The organism is Paenibacillus sp. 01T443, assembly GCF_056398325.1.
Genome location: NZ_JBFTPE010000001.1, coordinates 383,831 through 408,988, shown reverse-complemented (window position 1 = coordinate 408,988; position 25,158 = coordinate 383,831). Strand labels below are relative to the sequence as shown.

Annotated in this window: 25 protein-coding genes and 1 other annotated feature; of the genes, 17 read left to right on the top strand and 8 right to left on the bottom strand. The window is 46.6% G+C overall.

What is annotated here, in order from left to right:
* The first annotated feature begins 11 nt into the window (after positions 1-11).
* From AC1DLI_RS02015 to AC1DLI_RS01995, 5 genes are all read left to right on the top strand, one after another.
* Entirely contained in the window at positions 12-1,178 is a 1,167-nt protein-coding gene (locus AC1DLI_RS02015) for a glucose-1-phosphate adenylyltransferase (RefSeq protein WP_477599138.1), read from the top strand.
* Positions 1,175-2,287 (top strand): glucose-1-phosphate adenylyltransferase subunit GlgD, encoded by a 1,113-nt coding sequence (gene glgD, locus AC1DLI_RS02010; RefSeq protein WP_477599136.1) that lies wholly within the window; start codon positions 1,175-1,177, stop codon positions 2,285-2,287. Before AC1DLI_RS02015 ends, glgD begins: the two co-directional genes overlap by 4 nt.
* A 106-nt stretch (positions 2,288-2,393) precedes the next feature.
* Positions 2,394-3,857 (top strand): glycogen synthase GlgA, encoded by a 1,464-nt coding sequence (gene glgA, locus AC1DLI_RS02005; RefSeq protein ID WP_477599134.1) that lies wholly within the window; start codon positions 2,394-2,396, stop codon positions 3,855-3,857.
* A complete protein-coding gene (locus AC1DLI_RS02000; protein ID WP_477599132.1) occupies positions 3,839-5,824 on the top strand; it encodes a glycoside hydrolase family 15 protein in 1,986 nt (661 codons plus the stop codon). Before glgA ends, AC1DLI_RS02000 begins: the two co-directional genes overlap by 19 nt.
* Positions 5,825-6,080: 256 nt before the next feature.
* Positions 6,081-7,430, top strand: a complete 1,350-nt coding sequence (locus tag AC1DLI_RS01995) for a GntP family permease (protein ID WP_477599130.1) — start codon at positions 6,081-6,083, stop codon at positions 7,428-7,430.
* A gap of 78 nt (positions 7,431-7,508) precedes the next feature.
* On the opposite strand, the gene AC1DLI_RS01990 is transcribed toward AC1DLI_RS01995, so the two are convergent.
* Positions 7,509-8,354 (bottom strand): MurR/RpiR family transcriptional regulator, encoded by an 846-nt coding sequence (locus AC1DLI_RS01990; RefSeq protein ID WP_477599128.1) that lies wholly within the window; start codon positions 8,352-8,354, stop codon positions 7,509-7,511.
* Positions 8,355-8,486: 132 nt separating this feature from the next.
* On the opposite strand from AC1DLI_RS01990, the gene gnd reads away from it, so the two are divergent.
* Entirely contained in the window at positions 8,487-9,383 is an 897-nt protein-coding gene (gene gnd, locus AC1DLI_RS01985; RefSeq protein WP_477599126.1) for a phosphogluconate dehydrogenase (NAD(+)-dependent, decarboxylating), read from the top strand.
* 106 nt (positions 9,384-9,489) lie between these two features.
* Entirely contained in the window at positions 9,490-11,028 is a 1,539-nt protein-coding gene (gntK, locus tag AC1DLI_RS01980; protein ID WP_477599124.1) for a gluconokinase, read from the top strand.
* Positions 11,029-11,080: 52 nt separating this feature from the next.
* Here the strand turns inward: gntK and AC1DLI_RS01975 are convergent, their stop codons facing one another.
* Both AC1DLI_RS01975 and AC1DLI_RS01970 read right to left on the bottom strand, forming a co-directional pair.
* On the bottom strand, positions 11,081-12,949 hold the full coding sequence (locus AC1DLI_RS01975) for a squalene cyclase (RefSeq protein ID WP_477599122.1): 1,869 nt from the start codon (positions 12,947-12,949) through the stop codon (positions 11,081-11,083).
* 104 nt (positions 12,950-13,053) lie between these two features.
* Entirely contained in the window at positions 13,054-13,938 is an 885-nt protein-coding gene (locus AC1DLI_RS01970) for a LysR substrate-binding domain-containing protein (protein WP_477599120.1), read from the bottom strand.
* A gap of 195 nt (positions 13,939-14,133) precedes the next feature.
* Here AC1DLI_RS01970 and AC1DLI_RS01965 point away from each other — a divergent pair, with 195 nt between their 5' ends.
* Positions 14,134-15,162 carry a YeiH family protein gene (locus AC1DLI_RS01965; protein WP_477599118.1) on the top strand — a complete coding sequence of 343 codons (1,029 nt, stop codon included), beginning with the start codon at positions 14,134-14,136 and terminating at the stop codon, positions 15,160-15,162.
* Positions 15,163-15,272: 110 nt separating this feature from the next.
* Here AC1DLI_RS01965 and AC1DLI_RS01960 read toward each other — a convergent pair whose 3' ends face one another.
* Genes AC1DLI_RS01960 through AC1DLI_RS01940 form a run of 5 tightly spaced genes read right to left on the bottom strand, consistent with a single transcriptional unit; the run spans position 15,273 to position 17,062 of the window.
* Positions 15,273-15,701: a spore germination protein GerPE gene (locus tag AC1DLI_RS01960; protein WP_477599116.1), complete on the bottom strand. Its 429-nt coding sequence runs from the start codon at positions 15,699-15,701 to the stop codon at positions 15,273-15,275.
* 16 nt (positions 15,702-15,717) lie between these two features.
* On the bottom strand, positions 15,718-15,927 hold the full coding sequence (locus AC1DLI_RS01955) for a spore gernimation protein GerPD (protein ID WP_477599114.1): 210 nt from the start codon (positions 15,925-15,927) through the stop codon (positions 15,718-15,720).
* Complete coding sequence (gerPC, locus tag AC1DLI_RS01950) at positions 15,927-16,595, bottom strand: spore germination protein GerPC (protein ID WP_477599112.1); 669 nt, start codon at positions 16,593-16,595, stop codon at positions 15,927-15,929. Before gerPC ends, AC1DLI_RS01955 begins: the two co-directional genes overlap by 1 nt.
* Before the next feature lie 39 nt (positions 16,596-16,634).
* Positions 16,635-16,838, bottom strand: coding sequence for a spore germination protein GerPB (locus tag AC1DLI_RS01945; protein ID WP_477599110.1), 204 nt, complete (start codon positions 16,836-16,838; stop codon positions 16,635-16,637).
* Positions 16,835-17,062: a spore germination protein gene (locus tag AC1DLI_RS01940; protein WP_477599108.1), complete on the bottom strand. Its 228-nt coding sequence runs from the start codon at positions 17,060-17,062 to the stop codon at positions 16,835-16,837. Before AC1DLI_RS01940 ends, AC1DLI_RS01945 begins: the two co-directional genes overlap by 4 nt.
* Before the next feature lie 89 nt (positions 17,063-17,151).
* Between AC1DLI_RS01940 and AC1DLI_RS01935 the strand changes: the two genes are divergently transcribed.
* The 9 genes from AC1DLI_RS01935 to AC1DLI_RS01895 all read left to right on the top strand — a co-directional run bounded on the left by AC1DLI_RS01935 (position 17,152) and on the right by AC1DLI_RS01895 (position 25,155).
* The gene (locus AC1DLI_RS01935; protein WP_477599106.1) at positions 17,152-17,640 is read left to right on the top strand and encodes an Hsp20/alpha crystallin family protein; all 489 of its coding nucleotides are present in this window, start codon (positions 17,152-17,154) and stop codon (positions 17,638-17,640) included.
* A gap of 390 nt (positions 17,641-18,030) precedes the next feature.
* Positions 18,031-18,255, top strand: coding sequence for a hypothetical protein (locus tag AC1DLI_RS01930; RefSeq protein ID WP_477599104.1), 225 nt, complete (start codon positions 18,031-18,033; stop codon positions 18,253-18,255).
* A 78-nt stretch (positions 18,256-18,333) separates the two neighbouring features.
* Complete coding sequence (locus AC1DLI_RS01925) at positions 18,334-18,771, top strand: Fur family transcriptional regulator (protein WP_477599102.1); 438 nt, start codon at positions 18,334-18,336, stop codon at positions 18,769-18,771.
* A 17-nt stretch (positions 18,772-18,788) separates the two neighbouring features.
* Positions 18,789-19,028, top strand: a complete 240-nt coding sequence (yidD, locus tag AC1DLI_RS01920) for a membrane protein insertion efficiency factor YidD (protein WP_477599363.1) — start codon at positions 18,789-18,791, stop codon at positions 19,026-19,028.
* 65 nt (positions 19,029-19,093) lie between these two features.
* Positions 19,094-19,375, top strand: a binding site (T-box leader).
* Positions 19,376-19,429: 54 nt separating this feature from the next.
* Positions 19,430-21,433: a methionine--tRNA ligase gene (gene metG / locus AC1DLI_RS01915; RefSeq protein ID WP_477599100.1), complete on the top strand. Its 2,004-nt coding sequence runs from the start codon at positions 19,430-19,432 to the stop codon at positions 21,431-21,433.
* 294 nt (positions 21,434-21,727) lie between these two features.
* A complete protein-coding gene (locus tag AC1DLI_RS01910; protein ID WP_477599098.1) occupies positions 21,728-22,744 on the top strand; it encodes a metal ABC transporter solute-binding protein, Zn/Mn family in 1,017 nt (338 codons plus the stop codon).
* A 58-nt stretch (positions 22,745-22,802) separates the two neighbouring features.
* Positions 22,803-23,627 carry a metal ABC transporter ATP-binding protein gene (locus AC1DLI_RS01905; RefSeq protein WP_477599096.1) on the top strand — a complete coding sequence of 275 codons (825 nt, stop codon included), beginning with the start codon at positions 22,803-22,805 and terminating at the stop codon, positions 23,625-23,627.
* A complete protein-coding gene (locus AC1DLI_RS01900) occupies positions 23,611-24,420 on the top strand; it encodes a metal ABC transporter permease (protein ID WP_308996734.1) in 810 nt (269 codons plus the stop codon). Before AC1DLI_RS01905 ends, AC1DLI_RS01900 begins: the two co-directional genes overlap by 17 nt.
* A 21-nt stretch (positions 24,421-24,441) precedes the next feature.
* Positions 24,442-25,155 carry a cytochrome c biogenesis CcdA family protein gene (locus AC1DLI_RS01895; protein ID WP_477599093.1) on the top strand — a complete coding sequence of 238 codons (714 nt, stop codon included), beginning with the start codon at positions 24,442-24,444 and terminating at the stop codon, positions 25,153-25,155.
* Positions 25,156-25,158: the final 3 nt, after the last annotated feature.

Here is a 25,158-nt window from a genome sequence, read left to right as displayed (position 1 = left end):
GGTTGGTGTCCATGGGCCGAAAAGAAATGATCGCAATGCTGCTCGCAGGAGGCGAAGGTAAAAGATTAGGCGTGCTTACGAAGGATTTAGCGAAGCCAGCTGTCTATTTTGGAGGAAAATACAGAATAATTGATTTTACATTAAGCAACTGTGCGCATTCTGGAATTGATACAGTAGGGGTACTTACGCAATATCAACCACTTGAGCTCAATCGTTATCTAGGCATCGGCAGTCCTTGGGGTCTTGACCGGCGCGACGGGGGCATGACGATTTTACCGCCGTTCATGAAGCAAAAGGGCGGCGTTTGGTATAAAGGAACTGCAAATGCCATTTATCAGAATATGTCCTTCATTGAACCTTATAATCCGGAATATGTTCTCATTATTTCAGGCGATCACATTTATAAGATGGATTATGAGCTCATGCTGCAGCATCATAAGCGCTCAGGCGCCGATGTAACGATCGCAGGCATCGAAGTTGACTGGAAAGAAGCAAGCCGCTTTGGGGTTATGCATATTGACGATGAGGACCGTATAACCGCTTTCGAGGAAAAACCAAAAAATCCAACCAGCAATATCGCGTCCATGGGAGTTTATATCTTCACTTGGTCCGAGCTGCAAAAATATTTGATTTACGATGAAGCTAGCCGTACCTCGAGTCATGATTTCGGCAAGGATCTCATTCCTGCCATGATGCGGGACGGCAAACGGCTTCATTCCTATCCTTTCAAAGGGTATTGGAAGGATGTCGGAACCATCGACAGCCTATGGGAAGCTAATATGGATCTGCTTGCCGATGAGCCTTCATTGGAGCTGGCAGACTCTGATTGGAGAATTTATTCTGTTAATCCTAATCAGCCGGCTCAGCATATCGGGGCCAAAGCCGAAGTGACAGCTTCCATGATAACGGAGGGCTGTTTGATTGAAGGCAGCGTTTATCGTTCTGTATTGTTCTATGGCGTAAAGGCTGAGAAAAATACGGTAATCTCCGAGTCGGTCGTCATGCCCAATGTGAAAATAGGCGAGGGAGCACGCATATATAGAGCCATAATCGGAGAAGGTGCAGTCATTCAAGCTGGCGTAACGATAGGCAGCCCTGATGATGACACGATAACGGTTATTGCCGTTGACCAATATGTGACGAACGATCATTTGCTGCGGGAGGTGGAGCACTCATGAAGCATAAAGTCATGGGCGTCATTAATTTGATTCATGAGACGGATGAGCTCGAAGGATTAACACAGGGCCGTTGCCTCGCAACGGTGCCCTTTGGCGCTCGATATCGCTTAATTGATTTTATATTGTCCAGCATGGTTAATTCGGGCATTTCAAAGGTAGCGGTATTTGCGCATACCAAATACCGTTCGCTGATGGATCATCTTGGTTCAGGCAAGCATTGGGATCTTCAGCACCGACAAAGCGGTTTATTCGTACTTCCGCCGGCTACTGACGATATCCAAGAAATCAGCCGCGGCGATTTATATCACTTCTATCAACAACGTGATTATTTTAATCGCGCATCGCTAGATTATGTGGTTATTACCCGCAGCCACATGGTTTGCAATATTGATTTTGAGAAGGTCATTCAATTCCATTTGGAGCGCGAAGCTGATATTACGGTCGTTTGCAAGCAGCAAACAGATCTGCTGTCAGGCAAGGCTCGTAAGGTGAAGATGAATGAGGATGGCCGTATTACGGCGATTCAAGACCACTATGGCCGTATGGCAAGCGACATCAACTCTATGGAGATGTATGTCATGCGTAAGGATTTACTAATGGAACTGGTAGAAACCTCGTTGGCACAAGGGCAGGATCATCTTGTTCGGCACGCGATTTTCTCCAGACTCGGCCAGCTCAATGTTTACGGCTATATGTATGAAGGTTATTTGGGCGTTGTGAACACGCTCGGAAGCTATTACCGCAATAATATGAATTTGCTTGATCCAGACGTATGGAAAGAGCTTTTCTACCAACCTGGCCCGATTTTCACGAAGGTTAAGGATGAACCTCCAGCACGTTATTTAGGAACCTCAAAGGTTTCTAATTCGCTTATTGCAAACGGCTGCCGAATCGAAGGAACGGTCGTTAATAGTATTTTGTTCCGTGGCGTACATGTCCAAAAGGGTGCAATTGTAAGCAATAGCATCGTGATGCAAAACGGTATTATCGGTGAAGACAGCTTTTTGCAGCACAGTATTTTGGACAAGGATGTACGCGTTGAAGCGGAGCGAGACATTCGCGGTGCCGCTAGTGCGCCATTTTTAGCTGGGAAAAGAAAAATTATTTAATTTATTTTGCCGCGAAACATGCGCTATACCACGATAGGAATACGCAAGCCGTTTCCGATTAGGTTGATGCATTGCTGATGCGGCGTCCATAAGAAAGGAKAATCCTATGAACATTTTGTTCGCAACCTCAGAAGCTGTGCCGCTTGCGAAGACAGGCGKACTCGCCGACGTTGCAGGGGCGCTCCCTAAGGCGCTGAATAAGCGGGGCGTTGATACCAGAGTTGTTTTGCCTAAATATGAAGAAATACCTGCTGCCCTTATTGGGCAGTTTGAGCAAATCGCACATTTTACGGTTTCCTTTGGCTGGCGCAATCAATATTGCGGGTTGCTAAGGGCTGAGTTTGACGGTGTTATATATTATTTGATCGATAACGAGTTTTATTTTAAGCGCAGAGGTCTTTATGGTTATGGTGATGACGCTGAGCGCTTCGTGTTCTTCTGTTTTGCGGTGATGGAGGCTGTGCGTTACATGGATTTCCATCCTGATATCGTTCATTGCCATGACTGGCAAACCGGACTCATACCGTTTCTACTCAAAACAAGGTACTATCACGATCCGGCATGGGCATACACCAAATCGGTATTTACCATCCATAATTTGAAATATCAAGGCTTGTTCGGTATTGACCTGCTTATGGATTTGCTTGGCGTGGGACCTGATATGTTCTTTGCTGACAGCTTGGAATTTCATGGAGCAGGAAGCTGTATGAAGGGCGGTCTTGTCTACGCAGACAAGCTTACGACTGTCAGCAACACCTATGCGGAGGAAATCCAAACGGAATATTTTGGTGAGAAGCTGGACTCCCTGCTTAGATACCGATCAGGCGACTTAGTGGGCATCGTAAATGGAATTGATGACGAACTGTTTGATCCTATGAATGACAGCACATTGGACATTCCATACCGAAATTCCTTAAGCCGCAAGCGAAAAAATAAAGTAGAGCTCCAACGCGAGTTGGGGCTTCCACAATCAGAGGATATTCCCCTAATCGGTATTGTGTCCCGGTTAGTGGAGCAGAAAGGCTTTGATTTAATTACGGCTACGCTCGAAGAGCTGCTGCAAGATGATGTGCAATTTGTTGTGTTAGGTGCCGGTGATGCGAGATATGAGCAGTTTTTCAATCATATTGCATACCATTATCCCGATAAATTTGCTGTTTGGATCGGCTATGACGATCGGTTGGCCCGTCGAATTTATGCAGGCTCGGATATATTTGCGATGCCTTCTCAATTTGAGCCATGCGGTTTAAGTCAGCTTCTCGCTTTGCGCTATCGCTCTGTACCGATTGTTCGAGAGACTGGTGGATTAAAGGACACGGTACAAGCCTATAACGAATATACTGGCGAAGGTAACGGCTTCAGCTTTACTAATTACAACGCGCATGATTATATGTATACCGTGCGAAGAGCATTAGCTCTATATCGTAATCAGGAAGCCTGGAAGCAAATCGTGAGTAACGGCAGCAATGAAGATTATAGCTGGAACCGCTCCGCCAAAGCCTATATATCCGTTTACTCACAACTCTTAGCGCATCGAAAGGAGAAAGAGTCATGGCCCGTCATCTTGTAATCGGCAACGGAAAGATGCTCCTTAATTTGGATCAGCATTGCTATATTCGGGACATTTATTATCCATTCGTCGGGCAGCTAAATCATGTAGGCGGTCAATATTGCCGCCTAGGCGTGTGGGTAGAAGGTGCCTTTAGCTGGTTGGATGAGCCCGAGTGGAAATTTGATTTGGATTATATTGATGATTCGTTAGTTACGAATATTACGGCAAAGCATGATGGTTTAGGTATTGAACTCCATATGAATGACGGAATTCATCAACGGGAATGCATTTATATTAAACGGGTTGTTATTCGCAACAGAACAAACGATACAAAAGAGGTTCGTTTGTTTTTCCATCAGGATTTGATGATTGACGGCTCAGAGGTCGGCGATACCGCCGTTTATTATCCGGAAAATCACACCCTCTATCATTACAAGCGGAATAATTATTTCATGTTCAACGGCTTCTCGGACGAAGGCGGGATGACCCAATATTCGACGGGGATCAAAAGGTTCCAATCCGCAGAAGGCACGTGGCGCGACGCAGAGGACGGCGTGCTGATGGGCAATTCCATTGCTCAAGGCTCGGTTGACAGTACAATCAGCTTCCGTACAATCGTAGCGCCAAACAGCGATAAATCCGTGTATTACTGGATGTCTATCGGTCAGAATTTAGAAGAAGTTAAGGAACTCAATCAATACGTGCAGGATAATCATCCGGAAAAGCTGCTCAGCCGAATGGTCATTTACTGGAAGCATTGGCTTCGCAGGGCAGAAACCGACCTCGGTGACCTGCCGCATGATGTTGTGAAAATGTTCAAACAAAGCTTGCTGCTCGTTCGAACACAGGTTGATGAACGGGGAGCCATATTGGCAGCAAACGATACCGATATTTTGCAATATAATCGGGATCATTACAGCTACATGTGGCCGCGTGACGGAGCGCTTATCGCGGATGCCATGTCAATGGCGGGTTATCAGAGCGTTATAGCACCGTTTTTCCATTTCTGCGCGCAAGCTCTGTCGCCTGAGGGATATTTGTATCACAAATATAATCCAGACGGCACAGTAGGCTCCAGCTGGCATCCTTATATTGTGCAAGGAAGCAGGCGTTTGCCGATACAAGAGGATGAAACGGCGCTCGTGCTGTTCGCCTTGTGGAAGGATTATTCCCGGAATCAAGTCATTGAGCTGCCGCAATCGCTTTACAGCAACTTAATCCGGAAGGCAGCTACCTTTTTAAGCTCCTACATGGAGCCTTCCTTGTCACTGCCAAAGCCTAGCTACGATTTATGGGAGGAACGCTACGGGATTTGGACGTATACCGCAGCTTCCGTTTACGGCGGTCTGATGGCTGCGTCATTCTTTACGGATCTCTTCGGAGATTATGAGCGCAGCGACCATTACAAGAGTACGGCAGAGATGATCAAGCATGGCATTATTACGCATCTGTGGGACGAGGAAACGGGTCGATTCGCTCGCGGTTTGATTCAGAAGGATAACCGATGGGTGAAGGATATGACGCTCGAGAGCAGCTTGTTCGGCGTATTGGAATTTGGCGTGCTTCCCGTCGATGATTACCGTGTCATTCAGACGATGCTGGCGATCAAAGAAGGTCTGCAGGTCAAAACGCATATTGGAGGAATCGCTCGTTATACGAACGATTATTATTTCCAGCAGTCCGGCGAAATTGACAAGGTTCCAGGCAACCCTTGGATTATTTGCACATTGTGGGTAGCTAACTTTGAGATAGATTCCGCCAAAACGCTAGAAGAGCTGGAAGGGCCTCGTCAAACGCTGCAATGGGTGTCGGACCATGCGCTTCAAAGCGGATTGCTGCCAGAGCAGTTGAATCCGTATGACGGAACACCATTATCAGTTGCACCGCTTACCTGGTCACATGCAACAGTTGTGCACAGTGTAAGCAAATATGCAGAGAAATATAAGCGACTTCGTCTCGAAAGGGAATTAAACAATAATTTGTGATATTCCTTTCTGATAAGCATCAAAAAAAAGAACCCGCATGCTGTATTTCAAGCATGCGGGTTCTTTTTGGCATGCCTTTTTTTAATTGTGTAGGCTGTTTGAATGAAATGATTTTTATTAACCATAATATAGAACTGAATATTCGACACAAATAATAAAATATTTTTCTATGAATAATATTGATTTGAGAAATTTTTTTTCATATAATTGATAAGCTTGCTCGGTAAATTCTCAAGACAACTTAGGAGGGCACACTATGTTATTACTTATCGTTTTGGCGGCTATTGTCGTATTGCTGCTACTCATCACAGTGGCTAAGCTTAATCCGTTCGTCTCGTTGATCGTTACCGCGATCGGGGTTGGACTTGCAACGGGAATGCCTTTGTTCACCACGGAAACAGGCGGAACAGGCATCATTGATTCCATTAAAACAGGAATGGGCAATACGCTGGGCTTCCTTGCGATCGTTCTTGCACTGGGGACGATGCTTGGAAAAATGATGGCTGAATCAGGAGGCGCCGAGAAAATCGCGCAAACCCTCATTAAACGTTTCGGTGAAAAAAATGTTCATTGGGCGATGATGTTTGTTGCTTTTCTCGTCGGAATTCCGGTGTTTTTCCAGGTAGGCTTCGTATTGTTAATTCCATTGGTATTTACAATTGCTCGGCAGACAGGCGTATCCTTAGTCAAAATTGGCGTACCGCTTGTAGCGGGCCTTTCCGTTGTACATGGTCTTGTTCCCCCTCATCCGGCAGCGATGGCAGCAGTAGGTATCTTCAATGCCGATGTTGGCCTGACGATCCTGTACGCCATTATCGTGGGTCTCCCGACCGCGATTATTGCAGGACCTATGTACGGTCAATGGATAGGGAAACGGATTCATAAGACAGTTCCTAAGGAAATCGGTGACCAGCTGGCAGAGGCAGATTCTACAAGAAAATTACCGGGCTTTTTTAACACGGTATTTACGGTTCTAGTGCCTGTTATCCTTATGCTTACGTCTTCCATTGCTGAGCTTTTTCTTGAGAAAGAAAGTGCGCTTTACCAAGCATTGCGCTTTATCGGCGATCCAGTTACAGCGCTATTGATCGCAACCATCTATTCCTTCTTTAGCTTAGGTTTCTTCCGCGGTCTCAGCAGGGAGACTGTACTTAAATTCACGAACGATTGTCTAGCTCCAACAGCGACAATCTTGTTGGTCATCGGCGCTGGGGGAGCTTTTAACCGCGTTTTGCTCGATTCTGGTATCGGTGAATATATCGCGGAATTGGCAACCTCTTCAAATGTTTCACCGATATTGCTCGGATGGGGGATTGCGGCGTTGATCCGCGTAGCGACAGGTTCTGCTACGGTATCCATGATGACAGCAGCAGGAATTGTAGCGCCAATTGCTGCGGTTGTGCCAGGGGCTAATCTGGAACTGCTTGTTCTTGCGACAGGAGCAGGATCGCTTATTCTGTCTCACGTAAATGATTCAGGCTTCTGGATGATTAAAGAGTATTTCGGAATGTCCGTGAAGGAAACGCTTTTGACTTGGACGGCGCTTGAAACCATTATTTCCGTAACTGCGTTGTTGCTCATTCTAGTGGTGGATATATTCGTCTAATCGTACGAAAAAAGGTGAACCGTTGACCTCGCAGTCAGCAGCTCACCTTTCTTCTATAACATTAATTATTAGAATGGATCAAATTCTTGTCTCGGAAATAGCTTCGCGTACTTTTTCAAGAGAAACATTCGCTCTGTCTTTATTAATAATCATGACATTGACATAGAGGGCATCGATTAAGCTAAGCTGACCGATTCTTGAGGCAAGAGCTTCGGAGCGGTATTCTGTTTCGTCTGAGCTCGTATGAAGTGAAACGTCAGCATGCTGGCTGATGGGCGATTTTGGAAAACCGGTTATGGCTATTGTCTTTGCGCCATTCTGGCCCGCTGTCTTCAAGATTCGAATGGTGTCCTTATTCGTGCCCGAGTGCGAAATCACAACAGCGACATCCTCCTTCGTCAACTGCGCGGCAGACATGAGCTGGAAATGCGCATCTGTAAAAGCAAAGGCTTGTTTGCCGGAACGTATGAATTTGTGAAAGGCGTCCATTGCAATGACGCCAGAGCCGCCGATCCCGTAGAAATGAACGCGGTTCGCACGTGCAATATAACCTACGGCTTTGGCAAAGTTGTCGCCGTCCAAAATTTGAAATGTATTTTCCAAGGTCCGTATGTTTGATTTAAAAACCTTTTCGGCAATTGTTTTTTCATTGTCGTTCTCGTTAATCTCTTCATAAATCTGCTGCATCGGTGTCATGATCTCAGATGCCAGCGCAATTTTCATCGCTTGATAGCCTTTATAGCCGATATGCTTGCAAAAGCGAAAAACGGTAGCTTCTGCGACATTTAAATCGTCAGCCACCTCGTTTATTGTGCTATGAATGATTTTTTCCGGATTGTTTAGGATATATGTAGCAATTTTCTTTTCTTTTTCGCTGAACCTTGCATAATAAGAACGGATTTTACCGAGCATGTTTTGCACCATGGTAGTTGCTTCCCCTCGTGTAGCAGCTTTTTTCATGAGAAGTATAACATAAATGGCACAATGATCCTATATCGCATGCTGATAAGCATGCAAACAGCGCTGTTTAAAAAACCTTTTAGGAGATGAATAAAGATGCAAATAGGTATAATCGGGTTAGGTAAAATGGGTTACAATTTAATGCGTAATATTATGGAACATCAGCATAAAGCCGTTGTTTTCGATGTGAATGCAGAAGCAGTCGAGAAAGCTGCAGCGGATGGAGCGCAAGGGGCAGAGTCTATAGCGGAGTTGGTAAAAAAGCTAAACGCACCGCGCGTAATTTGGATGATGGTACCGGCTGGCGAGCTTACGGAATCGGTTATCGAGGAGGTAAGCCAATCACTGGAAGCTGGCGATATTCTGATTGACGGCGGAAATTCCAACTACAAGGATACGATTAGAAGAGCAAAACAGCTATTGGAGCAAGGCGTTCACTACCTGGATGTCGGCACAAGCGGCGGGACATCAGGAGCAAGAGACGGCGCATGCACGATGATTGGCGGGGATAAAGAAGCGTTTGCATCCGTTGAACAGCTGTTTCACGATATTTGTGTAGAGAACGGTTATTTGCACGCAGGTGAAAGCGGCAGCGGCCATTTTTTGAAAATGGTGCATAACGGTGTTGAATATGGCATGATGCAGTCGATTGCAGAAGGATTTGAGCTTCTGGAAAAAAGTGCATACGACTTCGATTTCGAGAAAGTGGCGAGGGTGTGGAATAACGGCTCCGTTGTTCGCTCATGGCTGATGGAGCTCACGGAAAACGCATTTGCAAAGGATGCTCGTCTTGAAGGCTTAAAAGGCATCATGCATTCTTCAGGCGAAGGGAAATGGACACTAGAAACCGCCTTGGATCTGCAAACCGCGACTCCCGTTATCGCTTTATCGCTTCTGATGAGATACCGCTCATTAGAGGAAAATACATTCTCCGGCAAAGTTGTGGCAGCACTGCGTAATGAATTCGGCGGACATAGCGTCGTAAGCTCATAAGGCTCTGAATTGAATATATATCGGAAGAGATGTTATTGTAATAGTTATAGATTCTCTAAGAAGCAAAACAGCTGATAGTCTGGCAAAAGCATAGGGAGGTACGGAGATGAAAACAAAATATGTAATCGGTGTAGATATCGGCACGACGAGCACGAAGTCGGTTCTCTTTACGACAAAGGGAGCTATTGTAGCAAGCCATGGTATAGAATATCCGCTGCATTCTCCTTCACCGGCCATCGCGGAGCAGGATCCTGATGAGATTTTTAATGCGGTGCTGGGTACGATCGGACAAGCCGTTAAAAAAAGTAACGTTCAGCCAGAGGATATTTTATGCGTGTCATTTAGCTCAGCTATGCATAGCGTCATCGCCGTAGATCGGGAAGGTGTCCCATTAACCAAATGTATTACGTGGGCTGATAATCGCAGCATGGAATGGACAAACAAGATCAAAAACGAATGGAACGGCCATAATATTTATTTGCGCACAGGTACGCCGATTCATCCAATGTCTCCGTTATCCAAACTTACTTGGCTTCGCTATGATCATAAGGAGCTTTTTGAGAGTACTTATAAGTTTATTTCGATCAAAGAATATGTCTTTTTCAAGCTGTTTGGCCGTTATGTCATCGATTATTCTATTGCATCCGCAACAGGGTTATTCAATCTGAACAACCTGCAGTGGGATGAGGAAGCATTGTCTGTCGCTGGCGTTACGCCAGATCGGTTGTCTGAGCTTGTTCCAACAACCTTTAAGATCGAGGGCTTAGGCGAAAATTTCGCGCAGCAAATGAACTTGCTGGCCTCTACACCGTTTGTGGTCGGTGCAAGTGACGGCGTGCTTTCGAATCTCGGCGTAAACGCAATTGATCCCGGTGTCGTTGCCGTTACAATTGGCACGAGCGGTGCGATTCGCGCGGTGACGGACAAGCCGGTAACGGATCCGAAGGGAAGGATTTTTTGTTACGCGCTGACTGAGAATCACTGGGTGATCGGCGGTCCCGTTAATAACGGGGGAATGATCTTCAGATGGGTTCGCGATCAGATCGGCACGGAAGAGATTGCAACGGCGAAGCAGCGAGGCATCGATCCTTATGAACTGCTGACTGAGCTTGCCGCGAAGGCGAATCCGGGCTCGGATGGCCTCATTTTCCACCCTTATCTGTCGGGTGAGCGCGCACCGCTATGGGATGCGAATGCAAGAGGCTCATACTTTGGTCTTGGCTTGCATCATAAGAAGGAGCATCTTATTCGAGCGGCATTAGAAGGCGTTATCTTTAATTTATACAGCGTTCTGATGGCGTTAGAGGAGCTTACAGGCAAGCCAACTAAGATACAAGCGACAGGCGGATTTGCAAGATCGGAGCTTTGGCGCCAAATGATGGCTGATATTTTCGATCAAGAGCTCCATGTGCCCGAAAGCATTGAAAGCTCATGTCTTGGGGCCGTAATTCTTGGCTTGTACAGCTTAGGGGAGATCGACTCGTTAGACGTGGTTGCTGACATGGTAGGAGGCTCGCATTTCCATTTGCCAAACAAGGAAAACGCCAAAATCTATGCCGAGCTGATGCGTATCTATATCCGTGTTTCAAGACTATTGACAGAGGAATACGCAAGTATTGCGGCATTTCAGCAAAAATACGTATAGCATTGCAAATAAAACAGCCGAGTGTCTCGGCTGTTTTTTTGTGCCATGAGAACTATGTTCCGTATTTTTTCAATACGGAGGTGAGGGTAAGCAATGGCCAAATATAATTGTTGCTCGGATAGTTGACGTATACGCTTCCCGGCAGCCCTGCTCCGGTTGGGTAGCCGTATGTCCAATCACGTCGTTCGAGCGACTGGAGAAGAGCATCGACCCCTTTTTGCATGGCGGCGGTCGGTTTCGCATGAGCAGCGATGAGAGCATCCAGTGCCCAAGCAGTTTGAGAGGGAGTGCTTGCGTTCAGCGGAATATAACGCTTCTCTTTATCACTTAGGCAGGACTCTCCCCAGCCGCCGTCCTCGTTTTGAATGGCCTGAAGCCACTTGATCGCTTTTTTTATGGCGGGGTGATCTGTAGAAACGCCAACTGCGGTCATGCCTTGGACAGCAGCGCCAGTGCCGTGGATATAAGCAATACCCCACCGTCCGTACCAGCTGCCGTCCCGGGTTTGCTGGGATAGCATCCAGCGTACGCTGTCTTCGACCCATTTCTGACTGATGGTCATATCGAGCTCATCCCCAATAAAGCTTAGCATGCGGCCCGTTAAGTCAACGGTAGACGGATCCGTAGAAATATCGGCAGAGCCCTCAAAAGTAAAGAAGCTGGCAGGCAGCTGCTGCCCATTGCGCTCGAAAGCAGGCCAGCCCCCGTCATCATTTCTCATCGTTAATACCCAGTTAAGTCCTCGCTGCCAGTTGGCTTGTAATCCATTTTCTTCTGATACATAAGGACGAATGGCTCGAAGCGCTGCAGCACTGTCGTCAACATCCGGATACAGCGTATTGACTTGGGAAAAGCCCCAGCCTCCTGGCGGCGTATTCGGCATGCGTTTTGCCCAATCGCCTAATCGAACGTGTTGTCTTTCCAGCAAATAAGCGCCTGCCCGTTCCATAGCTGCATGTTGAGACGGAAGACCCGTCTCCCGCAAAGCATATGTAATCATGGCGGTATCCCACACCTCAGAGGATGCGACCTGCAGATGAGGCCGATCACCGCATATTAACGATAGGATTCCTCCTAATAATCGGTTAACGGGTGGCGATTGAGGGGAATAGCCAAGAGCCAGCAAAGCTAAAATCATCAAAATCGTCGCTGTCGAATACGTAAGCAAGGTGCCGTTCGGCTCTAACCTGTCGAACATAAACCGTTCCGCTTGCTCTAAAGCGGTGTTGGAGCTGCCAGGCAGCAGGCTTGTGAGCGGCAAGCTGGAGATGAAGCTATTTAAAGCGGATATCCAGGTAGAATCATTGGCAAATGCACGCGAGGTGCCCGTAAATAAAGAGGATAAATCAGGCATTGTGACCGTTCTGTGTACAAATTGTTTGTTGGCCATGATTAGTGTCGGGACAAGATGAACGCGCGCGTGGCCGGAAAGCGAGAATAGATCAAGGCCGATTCCCAAATCAGAAAAGAACGCTTCGAGCGGGATACGTAATAAACGCGGCCAGTCGGCTTGACCAGTAGCGGCGAAAATAACCTGTGTGAGCAAGGTTCTGGCTTCTGATAATCCGCCGCGCTGCAAAATAAAATGCTTAGCACGCACCATGCGCGGATCGTAGTCAGCGTAGTATCCCGCATACAATAATGCAAAATAAGCCTCGGCAGTGGCCTCCAGGTTCCCCTCGGATTCATCGGGATACACCTTCCATGAGCCATTTGCTTCTTGCTTGGAGGCAATTCTCGCAGCAAGCAGCCGAATGAGATGCTCATCCGTTCTACCCAGCAAGCGAAGCAATATGATCAGGTAGCTATCCGTCATTGTGCCGGAATCAAAGCACATTCGCCAAGCGCCGTCCCGTGATTGCTGATTAAGCAGTTCTGCTGTTAAATCATCTATCCGTGCACGGATTCGGTTCATATCCATATGGCGCATTCATCCTTTGCAACCGTAATTGCTTTATGTATATGCGGAGGCATGCGATGAAAGTCGAAGATCAAGGCTGTAATGAGTCTGCCTGTCCGCTGGGCTTAGCGATTGGTTGATAACAGCGTTTGAATGAACATCTTTAAAGCCATGGYTTTCGTAGCATCCTTATGACGTATCAATGAAAAATGCCGCTCGAAGCGTCCCTTATTGAGCGGGAGCTCGAGTAAATCCCCGGATTCCAATTCTTTGCGTACGATCCATCTTGAGAGCAGGGCGATACCTAAGCCGGATACAACCGACTCTTTCACGCTTTGGCTGCTGTTGAACACATAGGAGCGTTTCGGGACAATTCGGGCATCCGAAAAAAAACGATCACTGAAAGCTCGAGTGCCTGATCCGCTTTCTCGGAGTACCCACACTTGATTTTGAAGCATCTCGCCATTTACAATCCGGGCAGCGGCGAGAGGATGTGAGGAGGGAGCAATAAGAATCATTTCATCTCTCATATAAGGCGTAATAATCAAATCAGCGGCATGTGCTTCACCTTCAATGAGTCCGATGTCCAGCTCATTTGACCGGACGGATTGCACGATTTCCTCTGTGTTTCCGATTGTGACTTGCATAGCAACATGCGGGTACATGGCTGCAAATTCTGCAAGGCGTTTTGGAAGCACGTATTCGCCTATCGTAAAGCTTGCTCCAATCATGAGTGATCCGGTCACTTGATCTTGAAGGAGCTGTATATCCTGTTTTGCTTCCTCATATAAAGATAAAATCTGTTTAGCTTTGTGATACATGATATCACCGGCTTCTGTAAGGCGGACATGCTTGGGAGATCGATGGAGCAGCTTCGCGCCAAGCTCATTTTCCAAGTTGCGGATATGTTGGCTGACGCCGGGCTGGGAAAGATTCAATAATTCGGCCGCTCTTGAAAAATGGCTTTGCTCCGTCACAGTTACAAAGACACGCAGCGCTTCAATTATCATTATTATCCCTCATTATTGATAATGTTTTTAAAGACTATTTGCCCAATATAAGGCATATATGACGGCGATGCAACGATAATCATAAGTATTCTTTATGATTAACATAGGGAATACGTATTTCACAACCTGCGGAAAGAGACGTATAGTAAAAACAAATAGGACAGCAAAGATCGTATCGAAGCAGAGGTGAAGGGCATGATTTACAAGGATATGCTAGTTAATCATTCCTATAAAAGGATAGGGTTCTCGCTGGGGATCGCAATGACGCTGCTCATTGCCGTTCTAGCAAAAATGATTGCAATGATTCCTTTTTTTAGCATAATGGGGCAACTGGTTGTTGCTATTTTACTCGGCATCGTTTTTCGAGCTTGGGCGGGAGTTCCGGATATAGCGGTGGTTGGAATTGCGTACTCTAGTAAAAAGCTGCTGCGCATCGGCATTATTCTGCTTGGGATGCGGCTTAATTTGTTCGATATATTTCATGCAGGCCCCAAAGTTCTTGCCATTGCGGTTATTAATATCGCGTTTACGATATTTGTTGTGTATGGATTAAGCAAATGGCTTGGCATAGACAAAAAGCTCGGGATATTAACCGCATGCGGGACAGCAATCTGTGGCGCTGCCGCCGTTGTTGCCATTGCTCCACAGGTGAAGGCCAATCATAATGAAACAGCGATTAGCGCGGCGACAGTCGCCATTCTGGGGACGTTGTTTACGCTGGTTTATACGGCACTTTATCCAGTATTAAAATTAAGCGCTGCAGGCTATGGCATTTTCTCGGGAGCCACGCTGCATGAGGTCGCCCATGTCATTGCCGCGGCTGCGCCTGGCGGTCAAGAAGCTATAGATTTAGCTGTTATCGTTAAGATGACACGCGTAGCAATGCTTGTCCCGGTCGCTGTTATCTTAGGAATTTGGCACAGTCGCAAGGCAGATAAAACTCAAAAGGTTAACCTGAAAAACCTTCCGATTCCGTGGTTCATCGTTRGTTTCCTCGTGATGAGCGGTGTTCATACTTTAGGCATTGTTCCCGACGCATTGACGGAATACCTCATTGCCGCCGCTTATATACTACTTGCAATGGCGATGGCGGGTCTTGGTCTTGGCGTAGATATCGTTATTTTTAGAAAATTAGGAAAGAAGCCTTTTATCGCCGGTTTTATTGGTTCTGTATTGCTAGCAGGACTTGGTTTGCTGCTTGTCCACGGTTTTCAATTGGCATAGCTCGTCACAAAATAGGACCGGAACGAATAAATAATCCGATAAGAAAGGGGGTCAAATATGACCCCCGCCTACGAAGGACAAGAGCCTTGCATTTAGAATTGATAGGATTATTAACCAGTGGGTGGCACGGTACTAGGCCGGGGATACTGGCGAATATGCTTGATTCGTGATTCACCGGTAAGCTTCATCCCATTACCGATCTGGATGCTGGCGGATGAACCGGATGCTATGACATGTATGTTTCCGACGATAATGTTAGGTGAACAGTTGGTGCGTATCAACTGAACGCCTCGTCCGTCTTCAAACTCAGGATCGACCAGAACGGGAAGGGGACGGTAAAATATCGGGTACGATTCAAAAAAAACATCCCCTGCTGTCGTATGATCCTCTTTCCGCTGAAGAGCAAGCGCACGAATCATGCCTTTTGTCTCGGCGCGGTCGCCAAACTGAACCGCACCTGCTGATGYGACGCTGATGATACAGATCGATCCTACATTCGATGTACGTATCGGGTAGCTGTTCTCTGATTGTACATTCATTCGACTCATTCGCTTTCTATGATTCGCCTTGTGTGTCGTCTGCTTCCTCAGGAAGCGGAAACGGTGCCAGAGGGCCTACGATAACGGATTCTGGCGGCGTATCGAACATGGAATATAAAGCTACATTATCCGTATCACCAACTTGCAGCATCGATGCGCTGGACACACCAAGTATTTCTATTTGCCCAACGCTCAAATAATGATTGATCACTTTGAATTGCAGCATTATGCCATTCCTCCAGATGAAGGCGTGCCCGTCTGCAGCTGGCGCATGTAGGCGAGAAGCGCAGCATCGGTATCCCTTCTTGTTTTGGCTAGGATGCTAGCCGTTTTCGAATCGTCATCCGCTTTCGCTTTCTGAGCATCCGTGCTTTGATCCGTTTTATGCAAATAGTAATGTATGCGCGAAGGTACCTGTTTACGGATATCTTCTATAATAATCTTTCTATGATAAGGGTCGAGCGGAGTACAGAGCTCATTCTCGTAAGAAAGCAGCTTTTGCGGGACTTCAACATCCAAATAACGGGTCATTTCATTGAAAATATCGTCGTACTCGCCGCTTGGGGTTGGAATAGAAGAACTGGCGGAAGGGAAAACCTCCGGTTTCGGTACGGATAGCTGTTCAATATTGCCAGGAAAGGAATCTCCACCCATACCGGGAGCAGTCATGCCGATATTTAACGTGCCGTCCAGCTTCTCTACCTTCAATTGATCAAAATGATATTCAATACTCTCGATATTGTACGTAGGACGTGCTTCGAGCTGCTTGATCTGATCACACAAAGCGAGGACCTTTGCGTTAAGCGCATCGAGCTGCTCCTGCTGCTCTTTGAGTTTATTTTGAACTTCAAGAGACCACATTTGCCAAGGCGACAGTGGATTAGGCTGCTGCATGTGACTGCTCCTCCTTCTTATGATGGGATTGAACATACCCTAGGATGGGTTTGGCAGAGGCACGAAAGAAAGCGGATCATCTCCACCGAGCTCTGGAGCGGGTTCAGTGAACCCTCCGGTGTTATACATCTGCGTCAACGAGCGAATGGAACCTGCGCTGCCGACCTGCAAGACAGAGCTGTTCGATACGCTTTCGACACGAAGCTGATGAATGGTAATTTGCTGATGAATGGTCAGATTCATATCGCATTCACTTCATTGCTCGTATTGTCTTGAACGTCCGGATCAATGGTGTTTGTGGCGCTAACCGCATTATTTGAGTTGGTTAGGCTGCCGGTTAAAAACGAGCCTGATCCGGCATATGTCTTGGAGCTGCTTGTAGGAGAAACTTCCAAGGAATCGCCGAATTGGACAATGGAGCCGGAGCCTATGCTTACAATTTTGACAAAGCCGACAACAGCTGGCATGAGTATCCTCCTTTTTTTTATGGGTGTTTGATGAAGTCGATGACCGTGCTATATCTTATGCGGCATCCGCCCAGAGGTTCCCTTATTGGATGTATCGTGAGCGATGCTGGGCGCATATACTGGCAGAAGTGCTGGAAGGCGGGTGTTTGCTTGTGGCATCCAAATGGGATGATATGGAACGATGGATGGAGAGGCAGCAGCTTCCTAAAGGGTTTGAGCTGCTTCGCGAGCCGGATTGGGTTGAGCAGTATGTGCGTAAAATGATGACAAAAGCGCTGCCCGAAGCGGCTGGTGTTATAATTGGCGGGGGATCAGCTACCTTTTCCGAGACTCGACACTTTGTTCATGTGAAAATAAATTTACCGGACGGCTTTGATAAGGAGCAGCTGCGCTTGTTCGTGCGGGAGGATCGGCTTAGGCTTGAGGGTCTGCCCGGCGGTAAAAACGAGACGATTAAGCTGCCGAAGCTGGTGAAGCCGCGAATCTGCAAAACGCTGCTGAAGGATAAAGTGCTGCAAGTAAAGCTGCAGAAGCGGCCGATAAATCGTACTTACCATGAAGCTGTCGTACGTTGGTAGAGGTATCGGTTCAAGTGGGCGAGGGCGCATGTCGTTTGATATGTGCTCTTTTTGTCACGAAATCGACAGGGTTTACGGCTGGCTAATGGCATCTCTATCCCTTATAATGTCTAATGAACATGTACATATCAGCAAAAAAAAGGGAGTGTGTTGAGTGTCATTAGTCGATGTAAGCAGTGTTTCTGCTTCGTTATTCATACTCGGAATTGTTTTTTTAATGCTAATTTTCGGATTGCTTAGCTTTGGAATTTTGCGCATGTTTCAGCAAAGATTTCGTACAGGCTGGGTTAGCTTTGCGGGAGCGGCCGTAAGTTTCGTCGTTTTTATGTTTATATTAAACAAGTGGTATCTATAGCCGTTCTATAGTTGATCACGAGCGGAGGTAAGAGCTTGACCTGGACATTGATCTGGTTTGTCGTTAACATGCTGTTTGTTGTATCCATTATTACTTATATGTTTATGCATCGTTCATACGCGGAAGCGAAGCGGCAATCTAACGACTCCGAACTCCATAAACGGTTAAATGCAAGGCGGGTGCTGGTTGGGATTTTGAGCGTCGTGCTATTCTTGGCGATGTCGGCCAGTTTTATGATTAATATGAGATTAAACGGTTAAAAGAAGGCTCTCATTGACGAGAGCTTTTTTTTTCGTCATTATGGAGATATACCATTTTTAGTCCGGAGGTTCGACATAATGCATACAATGGAAGACATTATACGACGCATGTCTAGTCAAGGATTGAGAATAACGGATCAAAGAAAAACGCTGGCGAAGCTGTTTTCGGAGACTCAGGGCTATTTGGCACCTAAAGAAGTCTATGAATATATGGGGAAATCCTATACAGGGCTCAGCTTTGATACTGTATATCGCAATCTTCGCGTCATGGAAGAGCTAGGCGTTTTGGAGCAGGTCATTTTCGAAGATGGCGGTAAGTTCAAACTGCACTGCAGAGAGCATGACCATCATCATCATATGATTTGCCTTCAATGCGGCATGACGTATCCGATCATCTTTTGCCCGATGGAACAAACCAGCGTACCCGATGATTTTCGCGTGGTGAAACATAAATTCGAGGTGTTTGGCTATTGCAAAGCCTGTATTCAAGAAGAGTCCGCGGTTAGCCAAGCTTAATGTCTAAAAATCGAGTCATGCGAAGAGTGACCCAGGCTCCGATCCATTTCTACCGCAAAGTTATTTCGCCACTCACGCCTCCTTCCTGCCGCTTCTATCCGACCTGTTCGATGTATGCGCTTGAGGCTATCGAAAAGCATGGGGCAGCCAAGGGGTCCTGGCTTGCGGTCAAACGAATTGCCCGCTGTCACCCGTTTAACTCCGGGGGATATGACCCCGTACCGCCAGTCAGTGAAGAGAGGGCAGATGCTCCTTGACAGGGAGGGGCTTATTTCGGTATATTTTGATTAATAAACGGTTAAAATGAATTCTAGGTTTCTTTATATATCCGTGGAACGGATAAGTATAATAGCAGAACCTTCGTAGAGAGCCGGGATTTATGGTGCAAGCCGGTAAGGGAAACTATTAGAAAATGGTCCGGGAGGATTCGCTTTCGAGTTGCAGCAGCATTAGGGGCTGGCAAGGGAGTGACGCGAAGCTAGCGTTATCGGCGTTAGCCGCCCAGCGGGCGGCACACGAAGCTTTCTTGAAATGTCGGTGAAAACGGTCATTTCCTGATTGAAATTTGGGTGGTACCGCGTGAGTTCAAACTCTCGTCCCATTATGGACGGGAGTTTTTTGCGTTTTTTTTTAACAAAATTAGGATGGGGGATTTCTGATGACTAAAAATAATAATTTTTACATTACGACGCCAATTTATTATCCAAGCGATAAGCTTCATATCGGCCATGCCTATACGACGGTGGCTGGCGATGCAATGGCACGTTACAAGCGGCTTCGCGGCTTTGACGTATGGTACCTGACTGGAACGGATGAGCATGGTCAGAAGATTGAACGCAAAGCGAAGGAGAAGGATCAGACTCCTCAGCAATTTGTGGACGATATCGTGGTAGGCATAAAGGATCTCTGGGAAAAGCTTGAAATCTCGAATGATGATTTCATCCGTACAACCGAGGAGCGCCATAAGTCTGTCGTGGAAAAAATATTCGCGCAGTTTGTGGAGCAGGATGATATTTATAAAGGAACTTATGAAGGCTGGTACTGTACGCCTTGCGAATCGTTTTTTCTAGAGCGTCAGCTCGACGACGGTAAATGCCCTGACTGTGGCCGACCAGTTGAACTCGTGAAGGAAGAGAGCTATTTCTTCCGCATGAGCAAATATGCCGATCGTTTGCTGCAGTATTACGAGGATAATCCGGATTTCATACAGCCGGAATCGCGTAAAAACGAAATGATCAACAATTTCATAAAACCGGGTCTTGAGGATTTAGCTGTATCACGGACGACGTTCGATTGGGGCGTAAAGGTTCCTGGAGATCCAAAGCATGTCATTTACGTGTGGATAGACGCCTTGTCGAACTATATAACAGCGTTAGGCTATGGCAATGAAGGCGGCGATCAAAAGTTCCGTGATTTCTGGCCTGCTGATGTTCATTTGGTCGGGAAAGAAATCGTTCGTTTTCACACGATTTATTGGCCAATCATGCTGATGGCGCTCGATTTGCCGCTACCTAAGAAAGTGTTTGCCCATGGCTGGCTTCTAATGAAGGATGGCAAAATGTCAAAATCCAAAGGGAATGTCGTTGATCCGGTCATGCTTATTGAGCGTTATGGCCTGGATGCTCTTCGTTATTACCTTTTGCGCGAAGTGCCATTCGGTGCCGACGGGACATTCACGCCGGAAAATTTTGTCGAGCGCATTAATTTTGATTTGGCAAACGACCTCGGCAATCTGCTTAATCGGACAATTGCGATGATCGATAAATATTTTGAAGGCGTTGTTCCGACATTTGCCGGCGTAGTGACGGATTTTGATGAATCCTTGCAGAAGCTGACTGGTGAAACGATAGACCAGGTTGAAGCTGCCCTTGAAAATATGGAGTTTTCTGTAGCTCTGGCTTCGTTATGGCAGCTTGTAAGCCGTACGAACAAATATATCGATGAAACGCAGCCGTGGGCTTTGGCTAAGGACGAGACTAAAAATGCTGAACTGGCATCGGTCATGCATCATCTTGCAGAATCACTGCGTATTGTTTCTATTTTGCTTCAGCCGTTCTTGACCCATTCCCCGCGGGAAATGTGGAAACAGCTAGGTCTGGTACAAGGCGAGTTAACGACATGGGAGAGCACCAAGCAATTTGGTTCCCTGCCAGACGGAATGAAAGTGATTAAAGGTTCGCCGTTGTTCCCGCGCCTGGATACGTTAGAGGAGTCTGCATTTATCGCTGCTGCGATGGGCGGGGGCACTCAGCCTGATCAGTCTGCCGAGCAATCGGTCGCTGCAAGTACGGAAACAAAAGCACCAAATGAAGCTTCGCAAGCACCAGTCGAGACCAAAGAAGAAATCGCAATTGATGACTTTGCTAAGGTTGAGCTGCGCGTTGCGCAGGTTATTGCTGCAGAACCCGTTCACAAGGCGGATAAGCTGCTCAAGCTTCAGCTGGATCTTGGATTTGAGCAAAGACAGGTCGTATCCGGCATAGCAAAGTTTTACACGCCGGAGCAAATGGTCGGCCGGAAAGTCATTTGCGTAACGAACTTGAAGCCCGTTAAGCTGCGCGGTGAATGGTCGCAAGGAATGATTCTCGCTGCATCGCATGGTGATCAACTGACGCTTGCAACTGTGCCGGATGATATGCCAAACGGAGCAGTAGTGAAATAATTGCAACAAAACTCGTAAAATCTCTAACAGGGGTGTTCCAAATGTCATGATGACAAAGGAACACCTCTTTTTTCTATCCAAATTCCATACGCTTGATGCTCTCAATCATAAATCTGCTTCATTTAGTCAATACAGATAATTAAAATAAATAAGAAAGAAGCAGCCGGCAATAGGCGTTGCAGCAGAAATAATAACGATTGAACAGGGTTGACAGTCTCTTAAACGGCATCGTATAATACAAAACGTAATAATAACGATTACGAAGAAGAAAAGATAGAATGGAGAGATATCGGAATGAAAGATTCGCTAAAATCGATACGTACAGCGGCGCTAAGCCTTTTCTTGGCAGCGATGCTGCTGTTTGCCTCAGCATGCGGCAATAATACGGACAATTCGGGTTCATCGACAAATGCTGCGAATAACAATGCTGCATCGGGCAAAGGAAATGAAGAGAAGGTTAGCGTAGTAACCAGCTTTTATCCCCTTTATTTTCTAGCATCCGAGATTGGCGGCAACCATGTAAATGCAGTTAACCTCGTTGCTTCAGGTATAGAGCCGCATGATTGGACTCCGAAGAGCCGTGATTTGGACACCGCTTCAAAGGCACAGCTTTTTTTATATCATGGAGCGGGACTTGAGGGCTGGGTTGATGGATTCCTGAAAGGGTTATCCAAGGACAGTACCGTGGTTACGAAAGAAATTAGCAATGGAATTACGCTAATCGAAGGCTCTGAGGATGAGCATGAGGATGAAGAGGAGCATGCTGGTGAGGAAGAGCATGATCATGAAGGCTCTGATCCTCATACCTGGGTCAGCCCGAAATCAGCGCTCACGCTGGCGGAAAATGTTAAAAACAGCTTAATAGAGACAGATAGCGCAAACCAAGCAGATTACGAGAAAAACTATGCCGTATTAAAAACGAAGTTGGAAGCAATCGATGCGGACTATACGACTAAGCTAGCGCAAATCACGAACAAGAATATCGTGACCTCGCACCAGGCGTTCGGCTACCTCGCTCGCGACTATGGCTTGAAGCAGGTATCGATCATGGGACTAAGCCCTGATGCGGAGCCGCGTGCGCAGGATTTGCTGGAAATATCAAAGTTCGTTAAAGCCAATGATGTGAAATATATATTTTTCGAGGAGCTCGTGTCGGATCAGCTTGCCAAGACATTGGCGAATGAGGCTGACGTAGAAACGATGGTGCTCAACCCGCTTGAAGGCTTAACGCCGGACCAGGATAAAGACGGAGAAACTTACCTTACGCTTATGGAACGAAACTTGCAAAATCTTGTGCAAGCATTACAATAGAACAAAAGGCAAACCTACGGAGCTGAAAAAGCTCCGTATTGCTGTGAGGAGAGAAATTATGGCGCAATCAAATCGAATGGCAAATGCCGACGCCAGTTGTCACCAAGAGGTTATTTCATTGGAGGATGTCTCCTTTTCTTTTCAACAGCAGACGGTCATTTCAAATCTTAGCTTTGCGGTGAAGGAACGGGATTTTATAGGCTTGATTGGTACGAATGGCGCAGGGAAAACAACGCTGCTGCGAATGATTGTAGGGCTGTTGAGACCGACTAGCGGCACGATTCGTTTGTTTGGAGAGAAAGTAGACCGATTTAAGAATTGGGAACGAATCGGATATGTTCCGCAGAAAAATTCGTTAAACCCTTTGTTCCCAGCTACGGTGCGGGAAGTTGTACTCTCTGGGCTTTATGGGAGAAGCAAGCTGTTCAAGAAAATGAACAAAGCGGATTATAAAAAATGCGACGATGCACTTCATGCAATGGGGATCAATGATTTACAAGATAAGCGCATAGGCCAGCTGTCAGGCGGACAGCAGCAGCGCGTATTTTTAGCAAGAGCATTAATCAACAATCCGTCGCTGCTTATTTTGGATGAACCTACAGTCGGTATTGATACCGAAACGCAAGAGAGCTTCTTCCACATGATCAAGCACATGCATCAACATCACAATATTACGTTTCTGATGGTTTCCCATGATTTGGATATGATTCGTTCCTATTTGGGACAAGAGCCTGCCGCAGCAAACGGAAAGCTAAAGTTTCATATTAAGCACTCGCATGAAACGCAGGATTGCGTGGAAAATGACCTGGCGCACAGCTTGAAAGGGCTTAGGGAGCAAATGGAGAGCAGGAAAGAGGTTGTTTTGATTGGAGATCGTAACTAGTGAGTTTTTTCAACGAGCCCTTATAGGCGGGTTGCTCATTGGCGTAACCGCCCCGCTTATGGGCTTATTTCTTGTGCTTCGCAGGCTGTCAATGATAGGAGACACCTTATCTCATGTCTCGATTGCCGGCGTAGCGCTCGGATTTTTGATCGGCGTGTATCCGATAGCAGTAGGATTAATATTCGCAATCGCTGCTTCCTTTGCCATAGAAAAGCTCCGCAAAGCATATAAATCGTATGCAGAGCTGTCCATCGCTATCATAATGTCAGGCGGGGTTGCGCTTGCGTCATTGTTGTTCACGATGGGAAAAGGATTCAACAATAATGTGAACAGTTATTTATTTGGCAGTATCTATACGCTGAACAATACGGATCTATACGTAATAGGCGTGGTCACAATCATCGTGCTTCTTGCGATTTGGCTGCAGGTGAAGGAGCTTTTCTTAATCACGTTTGACGAGGATGCAGCAGCAGTCAGCGGCTTGCCCGTTAAATTTTATAATGTTATGATTAGCGTGCTTACCGCTTTAATTATTAGTGTATCTATAAAAATTGTAGGTGCGCTGCTTGTTTCCGCACTGCTGACCATACCGGCTGCTTGCAGCTTAATTATTGCTCGAAGCTTCCGTCAAAGTGTGATCACTGTTGTMATTATTGGCGAGCTTGCCGTTATCGCAGGTTTAATCATTGCTGGTGTATGGAATCTGGCACCTGGCGGTACCATTGTGCTGCTGCTCATTGCAGTCCTGCTTTTGCTGCTTATATTCCGCCGCGGCGTGCGCGCAGGCAGTTGATTTGGATAGGGGGAAAAAGGTTTGTCAGACATTAACATTTGGCTGGCCTTCGGCGCCGGCTTTGCATCGTTTATTTCTCCTTGCTGCTTGCCTCTATATCCCTCGTATTTATCATACATAACGGGAATTTCAGTGGCGGATTTGAAGGAAAATTCGAATGCAAAACAAAAACGCATGCGCACGATGTCGCATACGCTGTTCTTCATTTTGGGATTTTGCACGGTTTATTATGCATTAGGTTATGGGACGAATGTGTTTGCTGAATTTTTTAGCGAATACAGGCAGCTCATCAGGCAATTATCCGCTATCTTGATTATTCTAATGGGACTTTTTCTGATTGGGCTATTCCAGCCGCAGCTGCTTCTGAAAGAACGGCGAATGAATTTGATCCCCAAAAAAGCCAACTATGTCAGTTCGTTTATTTTTGGTATCGGCTTCTCTGCCGGCTGGACCCCATGCATGGGGCCTGCATTGACCGCTATATTAGGCTTGGCTGCAACTGAACCGGGAACCTGGTTCCAATTGACGACAGCCTATGCGCTCGGCTTTGCTATTCCTTTTTTTGTACTCGCCTTTTTCTTAGGTACGGCAAGGTGGATTTTGAAATATTCAGCTTCCGTTATGAAAATTGGCGGAGCCGTCATGATCTTGATGGGTCTCCTATTGTTTACGGACCAAATGACCAAGATTACCATCTGGTTAAATGTCATTACTCCGGAATGGCTCGCTTTCTAAAAG

What these genes read in the sequence shown, in the direction of transcription:
- AC1DLI_RS02015 (WP_477599138.1), top strand. Translation starts at nt 12, where the DNA reads ATGGGCCGAAAAGAAATGATCGCAATGCTGCTCGCAGGAGGCGAAGGT.
- glgD (WP_477599136.1), top strand. Translation starts at nt 1,175, where the DNA reads ATGAAGCATAAAGTCATGGGCGTCATTAATTTGATTCATGAGACGGAT.
- AC1DLI_RS02000 (WP_477599132.1), top strand. Translation starts at nt 3,839, where the DNA reads ATGGCCCGTCATCTTGTAATCGGCAACGGAAAGATGCTCCTTAATTTG.
- AC1DLI_RS01995 (WP_477599130.1), top strand. Translation starts at nt 6,081, where the DNA reads ATGTTATTACTTATCGTTTTGGCGGCTATTGTCGTATTGCTGCTACTC.
- AC1DLI_RS01990 (WP_477599128.1), bottom strand. Translation starts at nt 8,354, where the DNA reads ATGGTGCAAAACATGCTCGGTAAAATCCGTTCTTATTATGCAAGGTTC.
- gnd (WP_477599126.1), top strand. Translation starts at nt 8,487, where the DNA reads ATGCAAATAGGTATAATCGGGTTAGGTAAAATGGGTTACAATTTAATG.
- gntK (WP_477599124.1), top strand. Translation starts at nt 9,490, where the DNA reads ATGAAAACAAAATATGTAATCGGTGTAGATATCGGCACGACGAGCACG.
- AC1DLI_RS01975 (WP_477599122.1), bottom strand. Translation starts at nt 12,949, where the DNA reads ATGGATATGAACCGAATCCGTGCACGGATAGATGATTTAACAGCAGAA.
- AC1DLI_RS01955 (WP_477599114.1), bottom strand. Translation starts at nt 15,927, where the DNA reads ATGCTGCAATTCAAAGTGATCAATCATTATTTGAGCGTTGGGCAAATA.
- gerPC (WP_477599112.1), bottom strand. Translation starts at nt 16,595, where the DNA reads ATGCAGCAGCCTAATCCACTGTCGCCTTGGCAAATGTGGTCTCTTGAA.
- AC1DLI_RS01945 (WP_477599110.1), bottom strand. Translation starts at nt 16,838, where the DNA reads ATGAATCTGACCATTCATCAGCAAATTACCATTCATCAGCTTCGTGTC.
- AC1DLI_RS01940 (WP_477599108.1), bottom strand. Translation starts at nt 17,062, where the DNA reads ATGCCAGCTGTTGTCGGCTTTGTCAAAATTGTAAGCATAGGCTCCGGC.
- AC1DLI_RS01935 (WP_477599106.1), top strand. Translation starts at nt 17,152, where the DNA reads ATGTATCGTGAGCGATGCTGGGCGCATATACTGGCAGAAGTGCTGGAA.
- AC1DLI_RS01925 (WP_477599102.1), top strand. Translation starts at nt 18,334, where the DNA reads ATGCATACAATGGAAGACATTATACGACGCATGTCTAGTCAAGGATTG.
- yidD (WP_477599363.1), top strand. Translation starts at nt 18,789, where the DNA reads ATGCGAAGAGTGACCCAGGCTCCGATCCATTTCTACCGCAAAGTTATT.
- metG (WP_477599100.1), top strand. Translation starts at nt 19,430, where the DNA reads ATGACTAAAAATAATAATTTTTACATTACGACGCCAATTTATTATCCA.
- AC1DLI_RS01910 (WP_477599098.1), top strand. Translation starts at nt 21,728, where the DNA reads ATGAAAGATTCGCTAAAATCGATACGTACAGCGGCGCTAAGCCTTTTC.
- AC1DLI_RS01905 (WP_477599096.1), top strand. Translation starts at nt 22,803, where the DNA reads ATGGCGCAATCAAATCGAATGGCAAATGCCGACGCCAGTTGTCACCAA.